At 62.7% G+C, this 20,625-nt stretch carries 20 protein-coding genes; 12 read left to right on the plus strand and 8 right to left on the minus strand.

Annotated features, from left to right (window positions below; translation table 11 throughout):
- The first annotated feature begins 78 nt into the window (after positions 1-78).
- The 6 genes from P9L99_05650 to P9L99_05675 are packed head-to-tail and all read left to right on the plus strand — an operon-like array spanning position 79 to position 5,938.
- On the plus strand, positions 79-1,026 hold the full coding sequence (locus tag P9L99_05650) for a thiamine pyrophosphate-dependent dehydrogenase E1 component subunit alpha (GenBank protein MDP8222826.1): 948 nt from the start codon (positions 79-81) through the stop codon (positions 1,024-1,026).
- On the plus strand, positions 1,019-2,041 hold the full coding sequence (locus P9L99_05655; GenBank protein MDP8222827.1) for a transketolase C-terminal domain-containing protein: 1,023 nt from the start codon (positions 1,019-1,021) through the stop codon (positions 2,039-2,041). The genes P9L99_05650 and P9L99_05655 overlap by 8 nt, the downstream gene beginning before the upstream one ends.
- A 1-nt stretch (position 2,042) precedes the next feature.
- Complete coding sequence (locus P9L99_05660; protein ID MDP8222828.1) at positions 2,043-3,173, plus strand: biotin/lipoyl-containing protein; 1,131 nt, start codon at positions 2,043-2,045, stop codon at positions 3,171-3,173.
- Between the two features lie 3 nt (positions 3,174-3,176).
- Positions 3,177-3,872 carry a hypothetical protein gene (locus P9L99_05665; GenBank protein MDP8222829.1) on the plus strand — a complete coding sequence of 232 codons (696 nt, stop codon included), beginning with the start codon at positions 3,177-3,179 and terminating at the stop codon, positions 3,870-3,872.
- A 15-nt stretch (positions 3,873-3,887) separates the two neighbouring features.
- Complete coding sequence (locus tag P9L99_05670) at positions 3,888-4,643, plus strand: alanine:cation symporter family protein (protein ID MDP8222830.1); 756 nt, start codon at positions 3,888-3,890, stop codon at positions 4,641-4,643.
- A 32-nt stretch (positions 4,644-4,675) separates the two neighbouring features.
- On the plus strand, positions 4,676-5,938 hold the full coding sequence (locus P9L99_05675; GenBank protein MDP8222831.1) for a neutral/alkaline non-lysosomal ceramidase N-terminal domain-containing protein: 1,263 nt from the start codon (positions 4,676-4,678) through the stop codon (positions 5,936-5,938).
- Here the strand turns inward: P9L99_05675 and P9L99_05680 are convergent.
- The 5 genes from P9L99_05680 to P9L99_05700 are packed head-to-tail and all read right to left on the minus strand — an operon-like array spanning position 5,932 to position 11,461.
- A complete protein-coding gene (locus P9L99_05680; GenBank protein MDP8222832.1) occupies positions 5,932-7,260 on the minus strand; it encodes a glycosyltransferase family 39 protein in 1,329 nt (442 codons plus the stop codon). The genes P9L99_05675 and P9L99_05680 overlap by 7 nt on opposite strands.
- Positions 7,257-8,588 (minus strand): FAD-dependent oxidoreductase, encoded by a 1,332-nt coding sequence (locus tag P9L99_05685; GenBank protein ID MDP8222833.1) that lies wholly within the window; start codon positions 8,586-8,588, stop codon positions 7,257-7,259. The genes P9L99_05680 and P9L99_05685 overlap by 4 nt, the downstream gene beginning before the upstream one ends.
- A 9-nt stretch (positions 8,589-8,597) precedes the next feature.
- Positions 8,598-9,473, minus strand: coding sequence for a glycosyltransferase family 2 protein (locus P9L99_05690; GenBank protein MDP8222834.1), 876 nt, complete (start codon positions 9,471-9,473; stop codon positions 8,598-8,600).
- Complete coding sequence (locus P9L99_05695) at positions 9,470-10,744, minus strand: glycosyltransferase family 2 protein (protein ID MDP8222835.1); 1,275 nt, start codon at positions 10,742-10,744, stop codon at positions 9,470-9,472. The genes P9L99_05690 and P9L99_05695 overlap by 4 nt, the downstream gene beginning before the upstream one ends.
- Before the next feature lie 6 nt (positions 10,745-10,750).
- The gene (locus P9L99_05700; protein MDP8222836.1) at positions 10,751-11,461 is read right to left on the minus strand and encodes a DUF502 domain-containing protein; all 711 of its coding nucleotides are present in this window, start codon (positions 11,459-11,461) and stop codon (positions 10,751-10,753) included.
- A 127-nt stretch (positions 11,462-11,588) separates the two neighbouring features.
- Here P9L99_05700 and P9L99_05705 point away from each other — a divergent pair, with 127 nt between their 5' ends.
- Both P9L99_05705 and P9L99_05710 read left to right on the plus strand, forming a co-directional pair.
- A complete protein-coding gene (locus P9L99_05705) occupies positions 11,589-12,071 on the plus strand; it encodes a GNAT family N-acetyltransferase (protein ID MDP8222837.1) in 483 nt (160 codons plus the stop codon).
- 13 nt (positions 12,072-12,084) lie between these two features.
- On the plus strand, positions 12,085-12,513 hold the full coding sequence (locus P9L99_05710) for a gamma-glutamylcyclotransferase family protein (protein MDP8222838.1): 429 nt from the start codon (positions 12,085-12,087) through the stop codon (positions 12,511-12,513).
- Positions 12,514-12,539: 26 nt separating this feature from the next.
- Here P9L99_05710 and P9L99_05715 read toward each other — a convergent pair whose 3' ends face one another.
- A complete protein-coding gene (locus P9L99_05715) occupies positions 12,540-13,514 on the minus strand; it encodes a metallophosphoesterase (protein MDP8222839.1) in 975 nt (324 codons plus the stop codon).
- Positions 13,515-13,638: 124 nt separating this feature from the next.
- Between P9L99_05715 and P9L99_05720 the strand changes: the two genes are divergently transcribed.
- The gene (locus tag P9L99_05720; GenBank protein ID MDP8222840.1) at positions 13,639-14,514 is read left to right on the plus strand and encodes an HDOD domain-containing protein; all 876 of its coding nucleotides are present in this window, start codon (positions 13,639-13,641) and stop codon (positions 14,512-14,514) included.
- A gap of 98 nt (positions 14,515-14,612) precedes the next feature.
- Positions 14,613-16,232, plus strand: a complete 1,620-nt coding sequence (locus tag P9L99_05725; protein MDP8222841.1) for an aryl-sulfate sulfotransferase — start codon at positions 14,613-14,615, stop codon at positions 16,230-16,232.
- 7 nt (positions 16,233-16,239) lie between these two features.
- On the opposite strand, the gene P9L99_05730 is transcribed toward P9L99_05725, so the two are convergent.
- Complete coding sequence (locus P9L99_05730) at positions 16,240-16,764, minus strand: O-acetyl-ADP-ribose deacetylase (protein ID MDP8222842.1); 525 nt, start codon at positions 16,762-16,764, stop codon at positions 16,240-16,242.
- Complete coding sequence (locus tag P9L99_05735) at positions 16,761-17,390, minus strand: hypothetical protein (protein MDP8222843.1); 630 nt, start codon at positions 17,388-17,390, stop codon at positions 16,761-16,763. The genes P9L99_05730 and P9L99_05735 overlap by 4 nt, the downstream gene beginning before the upstream one ends.
- 135 nt (positions 17,391-17,525) lie before the next feature.
- Between P9L99_05735 and P9L99_05740 the strand changes: the two genes are divergently transcribed.
- Together P9L99_05740 and P9L99_05745 are read left to right on the plus strand one after the other, a co-directional pair.
- The gene (locus P9L99_05740) at positions 17,526-18,122 is read left to right on the plus strand and encodes a peptidylprolyl isomerase (protein MDP8222844.1); all 597 of its coding nucleotides are present in this window, start codon (positions 17,526-17,528) and stop codon (positions 18,120-18,122) included.
- A gap of 231 nt (positions 18,123-18,353) precedes the next feature.
- On the plus strand, positions 18,354-20,615 hold the full coding sequence (locus P9L99_05745; protein ID MDP8222845.1) for a hypothetical protein: 2,262 nt from the start codon (positions 18,354-18,356) through the stop codon (positions 20,613-20,615).
- Positions 20,616-20,625 lie beyond the last annotated feature (10 nt).

Below are 20,625 nucleotides of genomic sequence, written 5' to 3' on the forward strand. Positions count from 1 at the left end.
CGGGGCGTTTTTGTACACGCTCGCGTTGAACGGCGGGGCGGCTTTGGGTAAGGTGAAGTCTCAAACAGGAATGAAGAAATGACGTTGCCGCCCTTTCCCGAACACGTGGCTGCCGCACTGGGCTCACTCGCGCTGCGCGAGAAGCTGCTGGCGGGCATGGTGCTAGTGCGCCGTTTCGAAGAGCGCGTTCTCGAATTGTTCAGCGCCGGCGAATTGTTCGGCACCACGCATTGCGCCATCGGCCAGGAAGCCGACGCCGTCGCGGTGATCGACCACCTGCGCGAAACCGACCTCGTTTTCAGCAACCATCGCTGCCACGGTCATTATCTGATTCGCACCGGCGACGCGCTGGGTTTGTTCGCTGAATTGATGGGCCGGCGGGGCGGCGTTTGCGACGGACGCGGCGGCAGCCAGCACCTGTGTACCGGCCGCTTTTTCACCAACGGCGTGCAGGGCAATTTGACGCCGGTGGCCGCGGGCGCGGCGTACGCCGAAAAAGTCAAAAAGAGCGGTGCCATCGGCGTGCTGTTTCTGGGCGACGGCACCTTCGGCGAAGGCGTCGTGTACGAAACCTTCAACCTACTGTCGCTCTGGCAGGTTCCGCTGCTGGTGGTCGTGGAGAACAACCGCTACGCGCAGACCACGTCGGTGGAGGCCAACTTCGCGGGCAGCTTCGTGGCGCGGGCGGCGGCGTTTGCGCTTTCGGCCGGTGAAACGACGAGCCGCGACGCCGAAGAATTGCACCGCCATTTCGCCCCGCTCGTCCGGATGGTGCGCGAGGAGCAGCAACCCCACGTTGAGGTCGTGCACACGTATCGCTATTGCGCCCACAGCAAGGGCGACGATCACCGGTCGGCGGCGGAAATCGACGCGTGGCGCGCCACCGATCCCTTGAACCGGCTGGCCGAAGAAGTAGGTGCCGCGACCGCAGCGCGAATCGAAGCCGGCGTCGCGGAATACCTGCGGCAGTGCGAAGACGCCGCGCGCGCCTTGCCCTTCCCGAGCCTGGAGGCCGCCGATGGCTGAGCGCTACGTCGAATCGCTCAACCGCGCCCTTCACGAAATGATGGCGGACGACGAGCGCGTGTATCTCATCGGCGAGGACGTGCACGATCCGTACGGCGGCGCGTTCAAGGTCACGCGCGGGCTATCGACCGCGTACCCCAATCGGGTGCTCGGCGCACCGATCAGCGAAGCGGCGATCACCGGCTTCGCGGCGGGGATGGCGCTGCGCGGCCTACGGCCGGTATTGGAGATCATGTTCGGCGATTTCCTAACCCTGGCTGCCGACCAACTCGTGAACGGCGCGACCAAGTTCAACTGGATGTACAACGGCCGCGTCACCGTACCGCTGGTCGTTCGCGCGCCGATGGGCGGTCGGCGCGGGTACGGGCCGACGCACAGTCAAAGCCTCGAAACGCTGTTTTTCAACGTGCCGGGGCTGACGATCCTCGCGCCCTCGCACTTCCACGATCCCGGCGCGCTGCTGCGCCATGCAGTGCTGGAGGATGCCTCGCCGGTGCTGTTTGTCGAGAACAAGCTGCTGTATCCGCTTCGCCTGGAGCAACCGGAAAACGGCCGCGCGGGCGACTGGCACGTCGAGGTCGTCGCACCCGAATCACCCTACCCGACCCTGCGCCTGGTCGCCGATCCTGCGGAAACGCCGACGGTTACGTTGTTGGCGTACGGCGGCATGGCCCCGCTCGCTCTCGAAGCGGCGATGAATGCGCTGGTGCGCGATGAAATTCTCGTCGAGGTGCTGCTGCCGTCGCGGGTTAAGCCTTTTCCCGTCGCCGACGTCGCCGGGTTTGTGCGAAAGAGCGGGCGTGCGGTAATCGCCGAGGAATCGCCGCGTGAGGGTGGTTGGGGTGCGGAGATGGCGGCCCGACTGATGGAATCCGCCTTCGCCGATCTGCGCGCGCCCATCGCCCGCGTCGGTGCGAAGGAAACGCCGATCCCGGCGTCGATGCCGTTGGAAAAGCATGTACTGCCGCAGGTCGCCGACATCGAGGCCGCGCTGCGCGCCGTGGCAAGGAGCTGATATGCGCGAAGAAGTGTTCGTAGTTTCGGTTCCGCAATTGGGCGTCAACGACGACACGGCCACCATCGTCGAGTGGTTCGTTGCCGAGGGCGACGAGGTTGCCGTGGGCGCGGCGTTGTGCGCGGTTGAAACGGCCAAGGCGTCCTACGAAGTCGAGGCCGAAGTTGCCGGGCGCGTGGTGCCGCTGGCCGCGGCGGGCACGGAGATCCGGGTCCGCGATCCCATTGCGTTGATCGGCGCGGACATGGACGCGCTCGACACCGAGCGCCGTCGACTGCTTGCTGCTCAGGAAACGGAAACACAGGCCGCCGCTGCTGTCGAAGCCGAGGCTAAGGCGACCGACCAAGCACGCCGATTGGCCGCCGAGCTCGGTATCAATCTCACCGAAATCGCCACGGACGGCATTATCCGCGAAAAGCACGTTCGCGCGTTTGTCGAGAAGCAAGCGCCCGACGACCGCCCGACGCCCGCCGAAATCAAGTGGAACCCCGACCGCAAACCGGTGATGATCTACGGCGCGGGCCGCGGGGCGGTTACGCTAAAGGAATGTCTGGACACTGACCGGGACGTCCAGGTCGTGTGTTTCGTCGACGACGACCCGCAACACCCGCTGTGGCTAAAGGGCCTGCCTGTTTACCATCGCGACCGGCTGGCGGAAATCGTCACCCGCGGCGTGAGTTACCTGGCCACCGAAATCGCCGCCGGAGTCGTGCGGCTGCGTATCCGCGAACTGTGCGACGAGCGCGGGCTGCACCTGATCAACGCCGTTCACCCGCGCGCCTTCGTGTCGCCGTCAGCCACCCTGGGCCGCGGCAATTTCATCAAGGCCGGGGCGGTGGTTGCCACCGGCACGGTGGTGGGCGATTGCTGCGTGATCGACAACGGCGCGATCGTGGCCCATGACAACATCCTGGACGACGCCTGCCACCTGACGCCCGGCGTGAGCCTGGGCAGCGGCATTCGTGTGGGCAGCCTGGCCATCGTCGGCATCGGCGCGGCCGTCGCCACGGGCGTGACCATCGGGCGGCGGGCCATCGTTTCGCCGGGCGCGGCGGTGGTCAAAGACGTGCCCGACGACGCCGTGGTCGAGGGCGTACCGGCGAAAATCGTCGGCCGGCGGAAAGGCGAGTAAACGATGACGGGCGAGGTGGTTTACGTCGTGTGCGGCTGCAAACCCTGGAGCCGGTCCGTCTTCGACGAGCATCTCGCGACACTGCCCGGGCGCTGGCGTTACGTAGCCACGAAGGACGAACTGACGGCCGCGCGCCTGGCGGAGTGGTCGCCGCGGTTTGTTTTCTTCCTGCATTGGTCGTGGAAAATTCCGGCGGCGATTCACGAGCGCCATACCTGCATCGGCTTTCACATGACCGATTTGCCTTTCGGGCGCGGCGGCAGCCCGTTGCAGAACCTGATTGTGCGAGGCGCGACCGAAACGACGCTTACGGCCTTTGGTATCGAGGCCGACATGGACACGGGGGCGATCTACGATAAGCGGCCGCTGTCGCTGGCGGGCACGGCGCAGGAGATTTACGAGCGCGCCTCGCGCCTGGCGGCGCAGATGATCGCCGACTTGATCGCGCAGGACGATCCGCAGACCCGACCGCAAACGGGTGAGCCGACGATGTTCGCGCGGCGCACCCCGGCGCAGAGCGAGATTCCGGACGGGTTGGACCTCGCGCGCTTGTACGATCACCTGCGCATGCTTGACGCGGAAACGTACCCGCGGGCTTTTTTGAAGCATGGCGGCTTTCGTTTCGAGTTCAGCGCGCCGCGCCTGGAAAGCGGCCGGCTGGTGGCGAACGTGACGATCTCGCGCGAAACCGAGAACTAGGGACAAGGCGGGACGATGGAATTCTTGCAGGATTTGTTGGGGCGGGTTTCCGGCTTCGTGTGCGGGCCGTATTTTCTGATACCGCTGCTGGTCGGCACGGGCATTTTCATCACCGTGCGCCTGAAATTCATTCAACTGCTCGGTCTCAAGCACGCCTTCACCGGCGCCAGCGCGGCGGGGGGCGTGGCGGGTTACACCGTGGCGCAGGCGATGCGTTTCGGCATTGCGCGCGGCGTTTTCTCCAATGAATCGGGCCTCGGCTCGGCACCGATCGCCCATGCGGCGGCCCGCACCGAAGAGCCGGTCCGCGAGGGTCTCGTGGCGATGATCGGCCCGCTGGTCGACACGCTGATCATCTGCACGATGACGGCGCTGGTGATTCTGGTCTCCGGCGCGTGGCAAAGCGGCCTGGACGGCGCGACGCTAACCAGCCAAGCGTTTTCCACCGGTTTGCCGGGTAGCGGGATGTTCGCGCCCGGGCGCATGATCGTGAGCTTCGGATTGGTGTTTTTCGCCTTTTCGACGCTGATCAGTTGGTCGTATTACGGGGACCGCGCCACGGAGTTCATTTTCGGCGCGGGTTCGGTGATGATCTACCGCGTCGTCTACGTTGTGCTGATCCCGGTGGGCGCCGCTGGTCGAGTTGAAGATCGTCTGGACGTTCTCGGACATCACCAACGCACTGATGGCACTACCCAATCTGGTCGGCATCGTGCTGCTTTCCGGCGTCGTGGCCAGGTTGACCAAGGACTACTTCCGCCGCGACCATAAGCCGCTTCGTTGATCCACAAGGAGACCGTGTCATGCCCAGCCAAAAGAAAGTTCGTGTCGGTTTCGGCAAAGTCGATATCACCCCGCCCCTGCCCTTTCCCATGGGCGGCATGGCCGACCGCGACGGCCGCCTGGCCAACCGCGTACGCGACCCCTTGTTCGCCCGCGCGCTCGCGTTCAGCGACGGCAAAACCACGGCGGTGATGATCTCCGCCGATTTGTTGCTGTTCGTGATGGTACTGCGCGACGCGATCGAACAGCGCCTGCGAGACCAGGGCGTTGCGTTCGACGGCCTGATGCTCACGGCCACCCATTCGCACTCGGCGGTCGGCGGCTTTTGGGACGCGCCCTCGGCGAAGCTTTTTCTTGGCGAGTACGATCAGAAGTTGTTTGACGGATTGGTAACGAACATCGCGGCCGCGGGCAAGGCGGCGGTCGACGACCTGGCGGCTGCCGACTTGCGCTTCGGCGAAACCGAAACGTCCTACTTGAACTACAATCGCCGCCACAAAGAGGGCGCGATCGACCGCACGCTGGGTGTGCTGCACGTCAAGCGACGTCGCCGCGACATCCGGGTCGTGTTTTTCGGCGCGCATCCGGTGGTGGTTGGGGTTCGCGACTACCACGCTGCTTCGGCCGACTACCCCGGCGAACTGATCAAATCCATCGAAGCTGAGGGCGATCACGGTATGTTCGTCGTCGGCCCGGTCGGCGGTGTGAACGCGTTCTTTCCGGAAGGCCCGATGGATACCGACGTGCACCTCGCGTTGCTGACACGGCTGATGCGAGAGGCGGTCGACGAAGCCGCGGCCAACGCCCGGCCCGTCAAAAGCGACGACGTGGCCTTTGCCGTCGGGCAAACAAAAATCAACATCACGACGCCGAAACTGCTGCCGCAACGCCTGGGCTGGCTCGACACGCTGGCGCTGCCGCTGCGTTTATGGGCGCGGAAATTCGGGCGCGGCGGATTGCGCGACGGCGCGGCGACCCGCGTGCCGGTTTTGCGCGTCGGCGAGTTGATTTTCACCGGTTACCCGGCCGACTTGGGGGCCAGCGTCGGCTTAAAAACGAAGCAGCTCATCACCGAAGCGGGCCTGACGCCGGTGGTTGTCGCTTCACAAACCGACGACTACGTGGGCTACGTGCATATGCCGCTGGAGTACGAACTGCTGGAAAAGCAAGACAAGGCGGCGCTGTGGATGAACATCTACGAAAACGCGATGGGCTTCGGCGGAAGGCAAACGGGAGTCCACCTGCTGGCCGCTTTCGACCGCGCGTTGGTTGAGGTTCAATAGAAGGGGTAGTAGCCCGACAGCTCCGCGCCGACAACCGTCAACACCGTAAGCACCATGCCCGCGCCGACCAGGCCCGCCCACACCGCCGTGTCCGCCTCGTTCCGCTCGCGCAGGTACTGCAGCGCGATCGCCGCCCCCGCCGCGATAAAGGGCACGGCCGGCAACAGATAGCGGGGGTTGGGCAGAATCAGCACCACGAGAAATAGATACGCGCCGCCCAGGGCGAGCAGGGTCGTGGTTTGACGCCCCGCCTTATACAGAGCGAACAGGCCCAGCAACATGAGCGGGAGCACGTGCGCGCCCACATGCAACGGCCACAGCGGCAACATGGTTTCCAGCAGGTAATGAACTCCGCCCGGTCGCGCCAGCAGCGCCATCCACGTCAACCGGGCGGCTTGCGTGGCCAGCAATCCTGATCCGGCGGCGACCCCGGCCAGCGGCGCGATGCACAGCAGCGGCACGCCGGCGATCCACCACGTCGCGGGTTTGCGCCACAAATGCCGATACGCGGGCAGGAGCAGAATCAACACCATCCCCGGTATCAGCAGCGCGATGTTGTAACGACACAGCAGGCCCAGCGTCAGCAGCGCCCCCGCGACGAGCGCGCGGCCCGTCTTGGGTTCCTGCAAAAAGCGCACGAACGCGTCGGCTGTCAGCAGAAACACGAGCAGGAAGGGTCCCTCGAGAATCGCCGCCGCGCCGTTGAAATACCACAAGGGGAAACACAACCACATGAGCGACGCCAGCGCCGCGGTGGGCTTGTCGGTGACGCGCTCGATCAAGCGCGCCGCAACCAGGAGCGACAGCAGTGAGAAGACGATATTGAACAAACGTCCGGCTAGGACGTGCGGCCCGACGAGGTTGTAAAATGCGCCGTACAGCAGCGGCAACAGCGGCGGATGATGCAGACCCAACCACCGGTTGACGGTGCCGTAATCGCGCAGCCAGGCTCGCAGCCCGTGCTCGCCGAGGTACACAGCTTGCGCCAGGTTGAAATTTTCGTCGTTCCAGCGCGACATCGCCAACGCCGACACGACCAACAGCACGCCCTGCGCGATGATCGAAAACCGCAGCAAGCGCACCGGCTCGCGCGACGCGTAATCGGCCAGCGAAAAGAACCCGGTGCGGTGGGTCAACAGCGCGGCCGCCAGCAAAACAGCCTGCGTGGCCAGCAAACCCAGTAACAGGTGATGCGGCAGGAAACCGTCGCCGACGTAGGTCGCGCCCCAAAAAAGCGATAGATAACTGGTCGTCGCCGTCAGCCACGTAACCAGCAGCAGTCCGCGGCCTCGATGCCAATAGCGCGGGTAGGTCACGTTCATTCGCCGGCCACCTCCCTCGCCAACGCGATGGCTCGTTCGGCTACGACGTCCATGTTCTCGTAACGGTACGCGCCGGTGCGGCCGGTTAGCCGCAGATTGGACAGCGCCGTTACCGACGCCAGCACTTCTTCCAACGGCCCTCGGAAGCCCACGCGAAACACGGGATACGCATTGGCCACGGCGATACTATCCCCGGCGATAACGCGGCCGCGCGGCACCAAGCCCACGGCGTCGAGATCGTCCGCGCACGCCGCGACCAATTCGTCCGCCTTGCGTCGCCAGATTTCGTCGCCCTCGTTGCAGAAGACTTCCAGGCACAGGCTCGTGCGGCCCGGCGGCGCCATGCCGGGATCCCAATTGCGCGGCTCATGGCAGCGCCCGAAGCTCAGGTCGGATTCCGGGAAATAGAGCCACGTGTCTTCGGTGACGCGCGGTTGATCGATGATGAGGAACACGCAACGCAATGATCGAAAGGACAACCGGCTCAGCGCTTGTTGCGGCGCGCCGGTCAAGCGCCCGATTTCGGTGAGCGGCATGGTGCTGACAACCAAGTCCGCGGCGAAACGCTTTTTCCCAACGAGAACGCTTTTCACTTTCCCGTCCGCCGTGTCGATCTGCGTGACGCGATGCCCGGTCAGCACCTTCCCGCCGCCCGCCCGGATGCGTTCGGCCAAGGTGTTGGCGATCACGCCGATGCCGCCGCGCGGATACCAGAACCGCGACGCGTAGGTTTTCGGCTTGCCGGCCGGACGCAGCGCCCGGAAGATCGCGTCGCCGAGTCCGAGCAGTTGAATGCGTTCGGCGGCCCATTCGGCGCTGATTTCGCGGCAGGGTATGCCCCACACTTTTTCGGAGTAGGGGCGAAAGTAGACTTCATACAACTCGCGCCCGAAGCGTCGTGTGACCCAATCTTCCAGCGACAAGTCGGATACGGTCGGGGCCAAGTGGGACCGGATCGCCGCGCCCGCGTAGTCCGTCAGCACCTTGGCCGCGCCTTTGAAGCCGAAGTTGCCAAGCGCATTGAGGGGCCGTAGCGGGTAGTCGAAAAAGCGTCCGTTGAGGCGAATCCGGCTTTTGCGGCCGATTTCGAGCAGGTTATCCCCGAGCAGACTGCGTAGCCACGTCATCATGTTCGGGTTTTCAGTAAAGAAGCGGTGGCCGCCCAAATCGAAGCCGGCGTCGTGGATCTGCACGTTGCGGGCCAGGCCGCCGACGACGGGTCCCGCTTCCAGAACGGTCACCTCCACGCCGCGGCGCGCCAGTTCATCGGCACAAGTCAGCCCAGCCAGGCCGCCGCCGAGGATCAACACCGTTTTGGGTCGGGACACGCTAACTCCTCACAACGCCTTACGAATCGTGGGCCGCACGGACCGCCCCCGCCAGCCGTCCCACCAGCCCGCCAACAAGGCTCGCGCCGCGCGGTCGCCGGTGAGCGCAATCGGCGCATAGTATACCAGCGCCGCCGCCAGCGCCCAAATCAAGACGCGCCCGGCCACGCCCTGACGACGCGCCGCCAAGACGCTGTTACGGCCGATGAAATACTGTTTGATGGTGTCGCGCTCGGCGTCGCCACGTGCACCACGATGCAAGACGACCGCCTGCGGCTCGACCCATACGGAGAACCCGGCCCGCGCCAGCCGCCAGCACAAATCGACTTCCTCGTGGTAGGCGAAAAGATTCCGGTCGAAACCGCCGACCCACCGCACCGCCGCCACTCGCAGCAGCATCGCGGCGCCGTGGCCGTGATCCACCATCCGCGGCTGGTCTAGATGCACCGGATCGATGCCGCCCGCGCCCAGGGATGTCGTGAGCTTGTGGCGCAGATTGCGCCGTCCGCCGAGCCCGTCGAGCAAGTAAGGCTTGTCGGCCTGCAGCACCTTGGCGAACACGATCCCGGCTTCGCGCTTTGCGGCCAGCAAGTCGATCATTCGCGCCCCGCCGGCGGTGTCGAGTCGCGCATCCTGATTCAGCAGCAGCACGGCGTCCGCCCCCCGGGCCGCCGCCCACTCGACGGCGTCCTGCGCCCCGCCGGCGAATCCGGTGTTTTCGTCGTGGCGGATCACGGCTCCCGATAGCGCCGCCGTCGAACCGTCGGTCGAGGCGTTGTCGATAACCACGACGCCGTCGTCGCCGCAAATCGCCGCCAGATCGGCCCACGCCCCCTGCAAATCCCCGCCGCCGTTGCGGGCGACAATCGCGCCGACGACTTTCATGGCGCTTCCTTTCGCTCGGCAACCCGCTGCGTCTTTCGCCACGGCAAGGGACGGTTCAGCACGTCGGCCGCCGCCGCCGCGGTGCTCGCCGCCAGGTCCACGGCCACCAACGCGAGCGCGACCGGCACCCGCGCCAGGCGCGCGCCGCGCCACCGGTCGGCATATAGGGCGAGCGCGATCTGCGCCAATGGCAGCGCCGCCCAGGCCGCCACGAACCACCACGGCAGCCACAACGAAGGAACGGCGGAGGCGGTTGCCGCGAGGGCCACGGCAGCCAGGAACGCGAGGCGGTCCAAATAACCGGCCGTAAACAGCAAGCGGTCGACGCTCGCGATTAAGTTCGGCGCGGTGATAAACAGCGCGTGTCCGTGATCGCGCATGACCCGGTGATAGCCACGCGCCCAGGCCGCGCGTTGCGTGCCGAGTGACGCCGCGTCGCGCGCGGGCAAGTGATGACACATCGCCGCCGGCGCCCAGGTGATACGCCGTCCGCCGACCAGCAGCCGTGCGGATAAATCGATATCTTCCAGGCGGTGTCCCGGCGTGAAGCGAAATTCTTCCAGCACCCCGCGTCGCAGCAGGTAGGCCGACCCGAGCAGCGACACCGTGCCGCCCAAACGCGCCGCGCCGGTCAGGGTAAGTCGTTGGTGAACCGCGGCCTCGATGGCGGCGAACACGCCGGCAAAGCGGGGAGTTTCCACCGGCAGCATGCGTCCGGCGACGGCGGCCGCGTCCGGTGTGAGGGCCGCGACCAGTTGAACCAGACAGTCGGGTTCCGGGCGCGCGTCGGCGTCAAACACGGCGACGACATCGGAGTCGCGCGCGGCGTCCAAACCGTCGTTGAGGGCCCCGCCCTTCCCGCCGAGGGCCTCGTCGCGCCGCAGGTTGGTGATCCACGGGCGCGCGTCGGCGAAATCCCGGAGCAGGTCGCCGGTTTGATCGGCGGAGGCGTCGTCGACAAACATCACCTCAAGCCGATTGCGCGGATAGTCGACGCGGTCCCAAGCGGCGAGCGTGGCGGGCAGAACGTCCTGCTCGTCGCGGCATGGGATCAAAACCGTCAGGCGTGGTCGAACGGCGGGTGGCGACGGCGCGGGCGGACGAGGGCCGAGCGCCGCGACGGTGAGCACGATGCGACGGATTGCCACGAGGGCCAGGTACGCCACGACGAGTACGTTGAGCGCCAAGGCCACAGCGAGCAGCGCCCGGGTTCCGGCGAAGAAGCCCACGGCAAAAACGGCGAGAGCCAAGCCGATCAGGCGCCTTCGCATACCGGCCTATTCCTCGGCCGGAGCGGGAGCCGGTGGTTGCACGGTCGGCGCCGGGACATCGGCGCGTTCGGGCGTGGAAATGCCGGCGGACATGATGAGGCGAAACGCCTCTTCGATCGACAGGTCCGTGTCGACGGCGTCTTCGATCGGCACGAGCAGGTAATACCCCGACGTGGGGTTGGGTGTAGTGGGCACGAACACCGACAAGCAGCGGCGACCGATCACATTCGAGAGCAATTTGGTGTGCTCGGATGTAACGAAAGCCATGGAGTACAGGCCCGGGCGCGGATACTCGATGAGCACGACGCGGGAAAACTTATTGCCGTCGGTGGCGAAGAGGGAGGAGGTCAATTGCTTGGTCGCCACATAGACCGTGCGCACGAAGGGAATGCGTTCCAGAATGTTCTCGTACACGCGCACCAGTCGCTGGCCGATGAAGTTGCGAACCAAGAAGCCGACGATCAGCAGAAAAAGGATAAAGAGCGTCAAGCCGAACACGCCCGGGATATGAATTCCGAGGTACGTTTCGGGGCGGTAGGCTTCGGGCAGCCACTTGATCATTCCGTCGGCGATTCTCAGCACCCACCGCAGCACGAGAATGGTAGTGCCGAGCGGCACGGTAACCAGCAGCCCGGCGACTAGGTAGTTACGGACGTCGGTGCGCCAGTTACCGATCAGAAAGGAACGCTTGGGCGATTTGTGTTGCGAGTCCGGCATCGCGATAGTCTCCCGGCCACATGGGTTGGTTCGGCTTTGCGTTTTATTGTGGAGCGCGTTGGGTCCGGGTGCAAGGGTTAAGGCCGCGGGCTTGCCGCGCGTAACGTTCAGATGCTATCAAAACGCGATGATCAACGATGTAATCATTCGAACGGCGGTGTGGTCCGACCTCGACGCCGTCACGGACATGTGGCGGCAGTTGATGGACCTGACGGCGATCTACAATCGGCGTTATCGCTTGCGCCCCGGCGCCCTGGATATGCAACGCGCGACGTTCGGCGATTACCTGCGGCGCACCGACGCGTACATTGTTGTGGCGGAGTCGGAAAGCGACGGCCGCCTGCTGGCGTTTTCCAACGGCTTTATGACGGTGCCGTCCAAGACGTTCGCCCAGGCCATCATCGGCATTTTGGAGAATCTGTTCGTGATCGAAGATTATCGCCGGCAGCAGATCGGCCGCCGCACGGCTGAATACGCGATCGCGTGGCTGACCGAAAAGGGCGCGCACGAGATTTACGTCAACGTGATTCCGAGAAACGCCACATCGGTTCGCTTCTGGGACAAGATGGGGTTTGTCGTGCAGCGTTTGGCCATGACCCGGCAGACGTAGGAGAAATCGGCCCATGTTCGTAGCTCGCTTTTTCGACGGACGCAACGTCGTTGTTTTCCATCCGCCCGAGTTGATCGTCTCGTTCGACGACCTCTTGGAACACCAGCTCCTTTTCGTGTGGGACGAACTGATGGACCCGCATCAGGTGTTCGAGCAAATCGGCCGCTACCCACCCTTCGCGCCGGCGACCCTACCCGACCACGCCCGCGTCGTTGAACGCGAGGGCGAAGCGCGCGTCTATCGCTTGATCGATTCCGAAGGCCAACTGGCCAACGGCTTCGTACTCTTAGGCCTCTCGGATAGTGAAATGGACGTGTTCGACCAATTCGAACAAGTGCCTATCCACCGCGTGCGTCACACCTGCCGCGTGCGGATCGGCGACTTGGAACGCGTCGCGGCGGTTCATTCAGGCGTCGGCTCGTATCTCGGCGACGCCGATTGACGACTGCGTGACGCTGCCGAACGCGGTCACGGCGATCGACCGACGACCTCGATCAAGACGATCTCCGGCGGGCAAAACAATCGCACCTGCGGCGCCCAACGGCATTCCATCCCCACACCGGCGCTGATCATCGCCGTGGTATCCGCCACCTGATACGCTCCCATTTCGAAGGTCTTGCCCATCAGATCCAGCGTGACAATCGCCCCGTAGCCGGGCAGGCGCACCTGGCCGCCGTGGGTGTGTCCAGCGAGGAAAAGATCCCACCCTTTTTCGGCGACCGAGGGCAGCAAACTCGGGAAGTGTTCCAGAAAAATTCCGAAGCGATCCGGCGCGCGGCGTGGTCGCAGATTCATCGCGCGGCGGCGCGGGCTCGCGCCGAACAATTCCAGGGGTACGCCCGCTACGGTAAACAGCCGCGATTCGCTGTGCAGTATTTCGATGCCGATCGTTTCCAGTATCGCGTCGGCGGGCAGGCGACCGCCGTAGTTGCCGGGCACGGCGTACACCGGCACGTCGGGCAGCCGCAGCAAGAACGCCAAGAGCGCCGTGGGTGCGCCGGAGCAGAAGTTGCAGAGGTAGTCGCCGGTCAGCAAGACGATATCCGGCTGCAGGTCGACAACCGCTTCGGCGGTGCGCTCCAAATGTCGGAGGCGGTCGATTTGCGCGTGCAGATCCGTGACGTGGGCGACGCGTAGCGTGGTGCCGACGGGTAGTTTGGCGCTTTCCACACGCAAGCGCTTGAGTACCAGTTGCGTGGGCTCGACCCAGTATGCATAGGCGAACACCACGGCGTACACGGCGCAGAGGGCGAAGACGCCGCGCCGCAGCCAGCGACTCGGTCGGTCCTTTTTTCGCCACCCGAGAGATTCGGCGGCGATGCGAACGGCCAAGAAGGCCGCCGTCAACCAGAGGGCTGTCGAGCCGAGCAATACTACGGCCAAGCCGATCCATTCGGTGGGGCTCATTAGCTCGGCAAATTCCGTCCAAACTTCGTATGTCATGATCGCTCGCTGAAATCCCTTGGCCGTTTCGGTGTTGCGTTTATTCGCCCTATGACGTGCCGCGCCGCTTGCCCGGTCCGGGGCCATATGTCATATTTCTTCTACCGATACCTGAAATGGAACGATGACGAAAGAAGTAAAAGCACTCGCTGAACTCCGCGAACTCATAAAAACCCGGATCAGCAACCGTTTACGCGCCGGCAACCTGGAAGTTCCGGTGCTGCCCCACGTGGCGACGCAGGTTCTGTCGCTGACGAGCGATCCGAACGTGTCGGCGCGCGATTTCGTTGCGCTTCTCGAGAAAGATCAACAACTTTCGGCGCGTTTGCTGAAAATCGCCAACAGCCCTGTGTATGCCGGGCGGGTGAAGATCACCAGCATCCAACGCGCCGTGGTAACGGTGGGAATGGCGACGTTGCGGGATCTGGTGTTTTCCGTGGCGCTGGGCGAGCAGGTTTTTCGCTCCAAGCGTTTCGGCGATTCGATGGCCCGCGTGTGGGAGCACAGCCTTGCGGTCGCCTACATCGCGCAGGAGATCGCGCGCGTGCGGCGGCAGAGCGCCGAGCACGCTTTTCTAGCCGGTCTGATACACGACATCGGCAAGCCGCTCATCATCGAAACCGTTGAACGAATCGATCGCCAATTGGGCGGCGAGACGGCGGTCACCGAGGAAATGCTCGACGAAACCATGCGTGATTTTCACGCCCCGGTCGGGGGCTTGATGGCGAAGGTCTGGCGGTTTTCGGACGAGTTGCAGGATGCGATTCGCTTTCACCACCGCTACGAAGAGGCGGAATCCGGACAGCCGTTGGCGATTCTGATCAACGTCGCCAATGATTTCGCCAAGGCGTTAGGCTTCGACAGCTATGCCGAAGAACCCCCTTTCGACCTCATGGAACGGCCGGGTATTGCCGCGTTGGGCCTCTCGAAAAGCGACATTCAAAATCTACTCACGACCTTGCCCAAAGTGACGCGTAGCCTCATTCAAAGCTTTCAATAAACCACTCGTTGGCATTTAGCGGGTTCTTTTCGTAAAATACACGTAATCTTATCGCCACGCTTGGCGCGGCGCAGGAAAGATGGAGAGTCATACGTGTAATGCGACACTTTGTTTTTTACCGTGTTGGTTTTGGGCTTTTACTGTTGCTGGTTATCGTGGTCGCCACGTTGCTTGCGTCCGCCTGTGACGATGACGACGACAACGACGATTACGATGACGATGACGACGATTCGGTCGCCGATGACGATGATGATGATGACGACGACGATGACGACGACGACGACGACGATGATGACGACACCTCGCCGCCAAATGACGACTACCATGTTTTCGTTATGGAAGCCCCGGTGGAAAATCCGCTCTCACGCGAAATCGTCGTCACCTCTGCGCACCCCTCTTCACTGACTTTGGACGTGACCTCGGCGAACGAAACCGGCCGCGCACTCGTGGTGCCGACCACTTCCGCCGACGGGCGTTGGCATTCGTTTCAAGTATTCGGGCTGTTGGAGAACACCGAATTCGACTACCGCGTGTTAGCCGGGGATCGGAAGGACGAACCGGTGGTCTCCGGCTCCTTCCTCGCACCCAAGCTGACGATGTGGGCTCCCCGCCCCAATCGGGTGGTCAACACGCCGCGCGTGGACCAAGAAGAATGGTTGGCCATGTCGTTAAATACCGGCGGTCTGAACCCTGATTTCACGATCGACCTTTTTAACGCCGTGGCGGTTTACGATCGCGCCGGGCGGCTGCGGTTTTTCCACCGCATGACCGACATTCCAGCGTATTCCATACTGCCGCCGATTACCGGCCTGACGCCGCTGGCAAACGGCGACATGGTTGTGGCGACCACCGAGCGGCTCACCGCCGTGCGTCCCGACGGCGTGCAGTACACCTTCCTCAACCCCAACGTACCCAATTCCGTCTTCCGTAAGGTACACCATCAATTTCAACTCCTCGGCGACGCAGAGGAAAAAGCTCTCTTTGTTTTCAATCGCATGGGGTTGGGCCTGCAGTGCGACCTGGTCACGCCGACCCTCAATGCGGTGGGCGACGGTGCGGCCATCGCTCTGCGTGACGGCACGCTGCTGTGGTCGTGGTCGGTGTTTGAACACATGGACCAGCTTCCGCCGACGACCATGAACTCGATGATGTGCGAAGGCTACCATTGGGGACCGGATACCTACGATTGGACTCACGGCAACGCGGCCGTCGTCGTGCCGGGGCAAGAGGCTATCTTATTTTCGCTGCGCAACACGATGCGGCTGGTCAAAATCAACCTCGCGACGGGCGACGTCGAGTGGCAGATGGGGGAAGGGTTGGACTTCACCTGGCTGGGTAGTGAGCCGGTGGAAGACCGTTGGTTCTACGCCCAGCATGACCCGCAGTACCTCGACAACGGCAACTTGCTGCTGTTCGACAACGGCAACTGCCGTTACTACGGCGACTGTTGGGACGGCCCGTGGTCGCGCGCGCTGGAGTTGGAGATCGACGAGCAGAACCGAACCGTGCGCCAGGTGTGGGAACACCGCATGATTTTCTCGCACGCCATCGGCAACGTCGAGCGGCACGAAAACGGCAACACACTGCTATGCAACGGCTGGAACGGCGACGTGTTGGAAGTGACTCCGGATCACGACGAAGTATGGGAGGCGAATTTCCTGCCCATCGCCATGATCACGCAAGCCCGTTGGTACCCGCCGATGTGGGAATACGAATAACGGAAATTCAGGCGCGCGGGTCGGCCATGACCTTGTGGTAGGTGTCCGCTTCCCGCTGCGAAAAACAGCAAAAACGAACCTCATCGATCTCCGCCCCGCTTTCCAACACGACCGTGACGGTGTCAATCGCCACGCGGGCGGCCGCCTCGAGTGGGTAGCCGTACACGCCGGTGCTGATACAAGGGAAAGCGATGGTTCGCGCGCCGACGCGCTGCGCCTCTTCCAAACTGCGTCGGTAACACGAGGCCAGCAACTTGGGCTCACCGCGCCCGCCGCCTTTCCACACGGGTCCGACCGCATGAATGACGAACTTCGCCGGCAGGTTGTAACCCTTCGTGGTTTTGGCGTCGCCGGTTTCGCAGCCGCCGAGCATGCCGCATTCGGCCAGCAATTCCGGCCCGGCCGCGCGGTGGATCGCGCCGTCGACCCCGCCGCCGCCCAGCAGCGAAGTATTAGCCGCGTTGACGATGGCGTCGACGTCCTGAAACACCACGCCTTCGGGCACGAGCGTCATTTTTTCCCGCGCATTCATTTCGCTTCCTGCCGCACGCCTTCTAGTAACAAAACGGCGACGGTCTCGCCGGGATAGGCGTGCACCTCGGGCATTTTGGCGAACAGCCAACCCGACCATTCTTCTTTTCCCGGTTCCCGGATGACGACTTTGGCGGCCGGGTTTTTCGGCTCGGCGCCGTCGGTGGTGATCGCCTGGCCGGTCATCTTGAACGTGGGGACGAAAGCGACGACCTCGACCTCCAGCGGCGTTCCTTCAATTTTCGCCTTGGCGCCCACGGCGACTTCCAAGGGATTTCCCTCTTGTCCCTTCGGCCCCACGACCAGCCGCACGCGCGGCCATTGGGCAGCGATTTCCGGCGGCACGTCGATCGGTCGTCCGGTCTTGAATTTGGCATCCATCCCCGTAGGCTTTTGGTGCGCCCCCACGAGGCGATCGAGTTCGGCGCAGCACTCGGCGCCCATAGCGCGGGAGTTTTCGTCGCAGCATTCCTGCAATTCAGCCACTTTTTTGGCGAGCTGTTTATCGCCGTGTTGAGTCGGCGGCTTGTCGCCCTGTTGAAGCGCGGCCAACTCGTCGGCTTGCTCCGCGGGCGTACAGGCGACAAACATCGTGATTACCAGTAACCACATCCAGGCGTGTTTCATGTCATCTCCTTATCGCCGCACATCATAGGAAAGGAGTTCGGCACTCACAAGAGAGCCGGAAAACTTGATTTTCGCTCGACAGGCCCTGCCCTCTTTTCTAGAGTAGGCGCTACATTCGTAACTAGGAGAGAAATTATGAACCGCATACGTGTTGTATTCATATTGGGCTTGGCGGCCTTGTTGCTGTTGAGCGTTTCCGCATTGGCTGTAGCACAGAGCGGGAAGAAAACCGAGAAAGGGAAAACCATGCAGGACACGTTCGCTGAAATCGAAACGAATATGGGCACGATCAAAATCAAATTATTCACTGAGCGGGCCCCCATCACGACGCAGAATTTTATCGACCTGGCCACCAGTAAAAAAACCGGCAAGCCTTTCTATGACGGCGTGATCTTCCATCGCGTGATTCCGAGCTTCATGATTCAGGGCGGCGACCCGACCGGCACCGGCCGCGGCGGGCCCGGCTACCACATCGACGACGAATTCCATCCGGACCTCAAGCACGACGGCCCCGGTATCCTGTCGATGGCCAACGCGGGCCCCAACACCGGCGGCAGCCAGTTTTTCATTACGGTGGGGGCAACATCCCACCTCGACGGACGGCACGCCGTGTTCGGTAAAGTCGTCGAAGGTATGGATGTCGTCACCGCGATTTCCACCGCGAAGGCCGGCCCCGGTGATCGCCCGCTTCAAGAGATCGTGATGAAATCGGTGAAGATCACTCACGAATAAACCTCCTAAGAAGCGACTCCCCAAGCCCCGCCGTTGGCGGGGCTTTTTGTGCGCAAAAACCCGCACGCCGCTTAATATCTGTCGCCATTCCGTGGTGTTATGCCGCCACGGGGTATATTTCCGTGCTTTTTTTGCATATAATCCGGTATGCAAATTGCATAAATGGTAGGTGGGTGGTTTCGTCTCGATTACCGCACAATAGCCCAATCTCCGCCCCCAAAGAGGTATCACATGTTGAAAACATCCGTCTTCACAACAGCCGGTTTCCTGTTCCTCGCTCTTTTAATGTGTCTCGCAATACTGCTGGTGATCGCCACCGGCTGTCCGCCTGACGACGATGATGACGACGACAACGACGACGATACCGGCGGCGATGACGATGATGACGACAATGATGATGATGACGATGATGACGACAATGACGATGATAACGACGACGATGACGATAACAACGACAACGACGACAACAATGACGACGATAATAACGACAACGATAACAATGACGACGATGACATTACTGCGAACTTTCAAAATGTTACGTATCATGGCTACGCGTATGGGATACCTTCCTTAGCGATCGCATCGGACGGGGGTATCTTTGTGGCGATGAACGAAGCACATTCGGTGTGTGTGTGGCGCCAGGCGGACGGCGTCAGCGAACTGCACTCGATGCTGGATTACGCCTCGAATCCATCATTGGCGGTCGACTCGGCGGGCGTTTTGCACATGGCCTTCGTCGACCCGCGTGACTTCGCCGCCGGTTACGCGACCTATGCCGATGGCGCGTGGACCGTGCTTCAGCGTTTCGACCAGGGCGACTGGGCCGGCCGCATCGGGCTGGCGATCGATGAGAACGACCGTCCGCGCATTCTGTTTTCGTTAGCGGCGGGTTGGACATTGAGATACGCCGCTTATGACGGGGCCGCGTGGACGATGGAAACCGTCGCGAGTGACGTCGATATCAACGAAATTCACATGCAAACCAGCGGCACGGACGTCCACGCTGTTTTCCGCACGTACCGCGAGGCGTACTACGCATTTCGGGACGCGTGCGGTTGGTCTGTCGAGACAGTGGACGAAAGCGCCACAACAGCGGGTCTAGCCGTTGACGATGCGGGAGTGCCGCACGTGGCAATCGGGATGCAGGAGCCCGCCCGCCTGGCGTATCTGACGCCGGAGGACAAAGCGTGGCGGAAAGAAATCGCCTTCACCTACGGCCCGCCGGACACGACCATGAAGAGCGCGGGCATTGGGTTGGCGGCGAACGGTCAACCGATGCTGCTCGGTGTGGAAGCAACCCTGCCACCCTGGAAGGGAACGAATAAAACGGCGTTCTACTTCGTGCGTCGCCAGCCGGACGGCACGTGGGTAGAGGGGCCGCATTCACCCTTTGGTTACGATTCAGACATGACGGTTCGGCAGGATGAGGCGCATAACCTCTATGTGGCGGCCATGGAAGAAAGGCCCATCGATCTGACGCTGACGGTGTGGGACGGCGCGGAATGGACTCACGAATCCGTACAGGAGGGGGATCTGATCAATCGTGTCGCGGCTACCGTTGCGCCGGACAACTCGATCCATTTCGTCGGCTTCAATAACGACGATTACGAGGTGTTTCACATCACGCAGGTTGATGAAGAGTGGGTTTCCGAAACGGCATATGACGACACGACGTGGAGCGAATCCATACATCTCGTCGCCGATGCCGGCGGCTTCTTGCACGTCACGCATTATCAACCGGGCGGCGACGGGCTGGAGTATCTGACGAACGTGTCGGGCTCGTGGGTCAACGAGGCGCTCGAACCGCCGAATCGCTGCAATGTCTCTGATTTGGCCGTAGATTCCACGGGACGGGTTCACGTCGCCTGCCGCAACGGGGGCCAACCCGACGATTTGTACTACCTGGTGCAAACCGAAGACGGATGGGCGACCGAACTCGTTTGGGAAACGGTGGGCGTCAGCGGCGGATTGGCCATCGCGGTGGATAACGACGACCACCCGCACCTGATGGTGCATTACAATCCTGACGGCCAAAACGAACGTATGATCTACGCGGTGCGCGACGACGATAGTTGGAGCTTCCAAGTCGTCGACTGGGACGTCGAGGGCGCGACAACGGATCTTGCCTTGGACAGCAACGGCGCGGCACACCTGGCCTACTGGGACATGGCCGATAATCCCTCGCGCCTGCAACTGGTGTACGCAACCAATCGCAGCGGCAGTTGGGTATCTGAAAGCGTCATGGAAAACGAAACGAACACCGGTGTTACGTTCGCTCTAGACGCTGCGGGCAATGCCCACTTCCTGTACACGTACATGGATGTCACAACCTACGCCACCAACGCGACCGGCTCCTGGGAACACGTTGATCTTTTCCCCTTCTCGGCGAAGAACCTAGCTGTGTTGATTGCTGATCAGATCTACCTTGCGTACACCGAGTACGCCGCGATTTGGATCGGACAAGCGCCGGAAATCAGCGGGCGACGCTTCTAGGAGCGCCGCC

The sequence above is a fragment of the Candidatus Lernaella stagnicola genome, from assembly GCA_030765525.1.
In the GTDB taxonomy this organism is placed as follows: Bacteria; Lernaellota; Lernaellaia; order Lernaellales; family Lernaellaceae; genus Lernaella; species Lernaella stagnicola.

Bases quoted from the DNA above. Each gene is read 5' to 3' on its own strand.
- P9L99_05655 (MDP8222827.1), top strand. From the start codon at position 1,019: ATGGCTGAGCGCTACGTCGAATCGCTCAACCGCGCCCTTCACGAAATG.
- P9L99_05745 (MDP8222845.1), top strand. From the start codon at position 18,354: ATGTTGAAAACATCCGTCTTCACAACAGCCGGTTTCCTGTTCCTCGCT.
- P9L99_05660 (MDP8222828.1), top strand. From the start codon at position 2,043: ATGCGCGAAGAAGTGTTCGTAGTTTCGGTTCCGCAATTGGGCGTCAAC.
- P9L99_05700 (MDP8222836.1), bottom strand. From the start codon at position 11,461: ATGCCGGACTCGCAACACAAATCGCCCAAGCGTTCCTTTCTGATCGGT.
- P9L99_05710 (MDP8222838.1), top strand. From the start codon at position 12,085: ATGTTCGTAGCTCGCTTTTTCGACGGACGCAACGTCGTTGTTTTCCAT.
- P9L99_05665 (MDP8222829.1), top strand. From the start codon at position 3,177: ATGACGGGCGAGGTGGTTTACGTCGTGTGCGGCTGCAAACCCTGGAGC.
- P9L99_05675 (MDP8222831.1), top strand. From the start codon at position 4,676: ATGCCCAGCCAAAAGAAAGTTCGTGTCGGTTTCGGCAAAGTCGATATC.
- P9L99_05725 (MDP8222841.1), top strand. From the start codon at position 14,613: ATGCGACACTTTGTTTTTTACCGTGTTGGTTTTGGGCTTTTACTGTTG.
- P9L99_05690 (MDP8222834.1), bottom strand. From the start codon at position 9,473: ATGAAAGTCGTCGGCGCGATTGTCGCCCGCAACGGCGGCGGGGATTTG.
- P9L99_05650 (MDP8222826.1), top strand. From the start codon at position 79: ATGACGTTGCCGCCCTTTCCCGAACACGTGGCTGCCGCACTGGGCTCA.
- P9L99_05715 (MDP8222839.1), bottom strand. From the start codon at position 13,514: ATGACATACGAAGTTTGGACGGAATTTGCCGAGCTAATGAGCCCCACC.
- P9L99_05720 (MDP8222840.1), top strand. From the start codon at position 13,639: ATGACGAAAGAAGTAAAAGCACTCGCTGAACTCCGCGAACTCATAAAA.
- P9L99_05740 (MDP8222844.1), top strand. From the start codon at position 17,526: ATGAACCGCATACGTGTTGTATTCATATTGGGCTTGGCGGCCTTGTTG.
- P9L99_05705 (MDP8222837.1), top strand. From the start codon at position 11,589: ATGATCAACGATGTAATCATTCGAACGGCGGTGTGGTCCGACCTCGAC.
- P9L99_05695 (MDP8222835.1), bottom strand. From the start codon at position 10,744: ATGCGAAGGCGCCTGATCGGCTTGGCTCTCGCCGTTTTTGCCGTGGGC.
- P9L99_05680 (MDP8222832.1), bottom strand. From the start codon at position 7,260: ATGAACGTGACCTACCCGCGCTATTGGCATCGAGGCCGCGGACTGCTG.
- P9L99_05730 (MDP8222842.1), bottom strand. From the start codon at position 16,764: ATGAATGCGCGGGAAAAAATGACGCTCGTGCCCGAAGGCGTGGTGTTT.
- P9L99_05735 (MDP8222843.1), bottom strand. From the start codon at position 17,390: ATGAAACACGCCTGGATGTGGTTACTGGTAATCACGATGTTTGTCGCC.
- P9L99_05670 (MDP8222830.1), top strand. From the start codon at position 3,888: ATGGAATTCTTGCAGGATTTGTTGGGGCGGGTTTCCGGCTTCGTGTGC.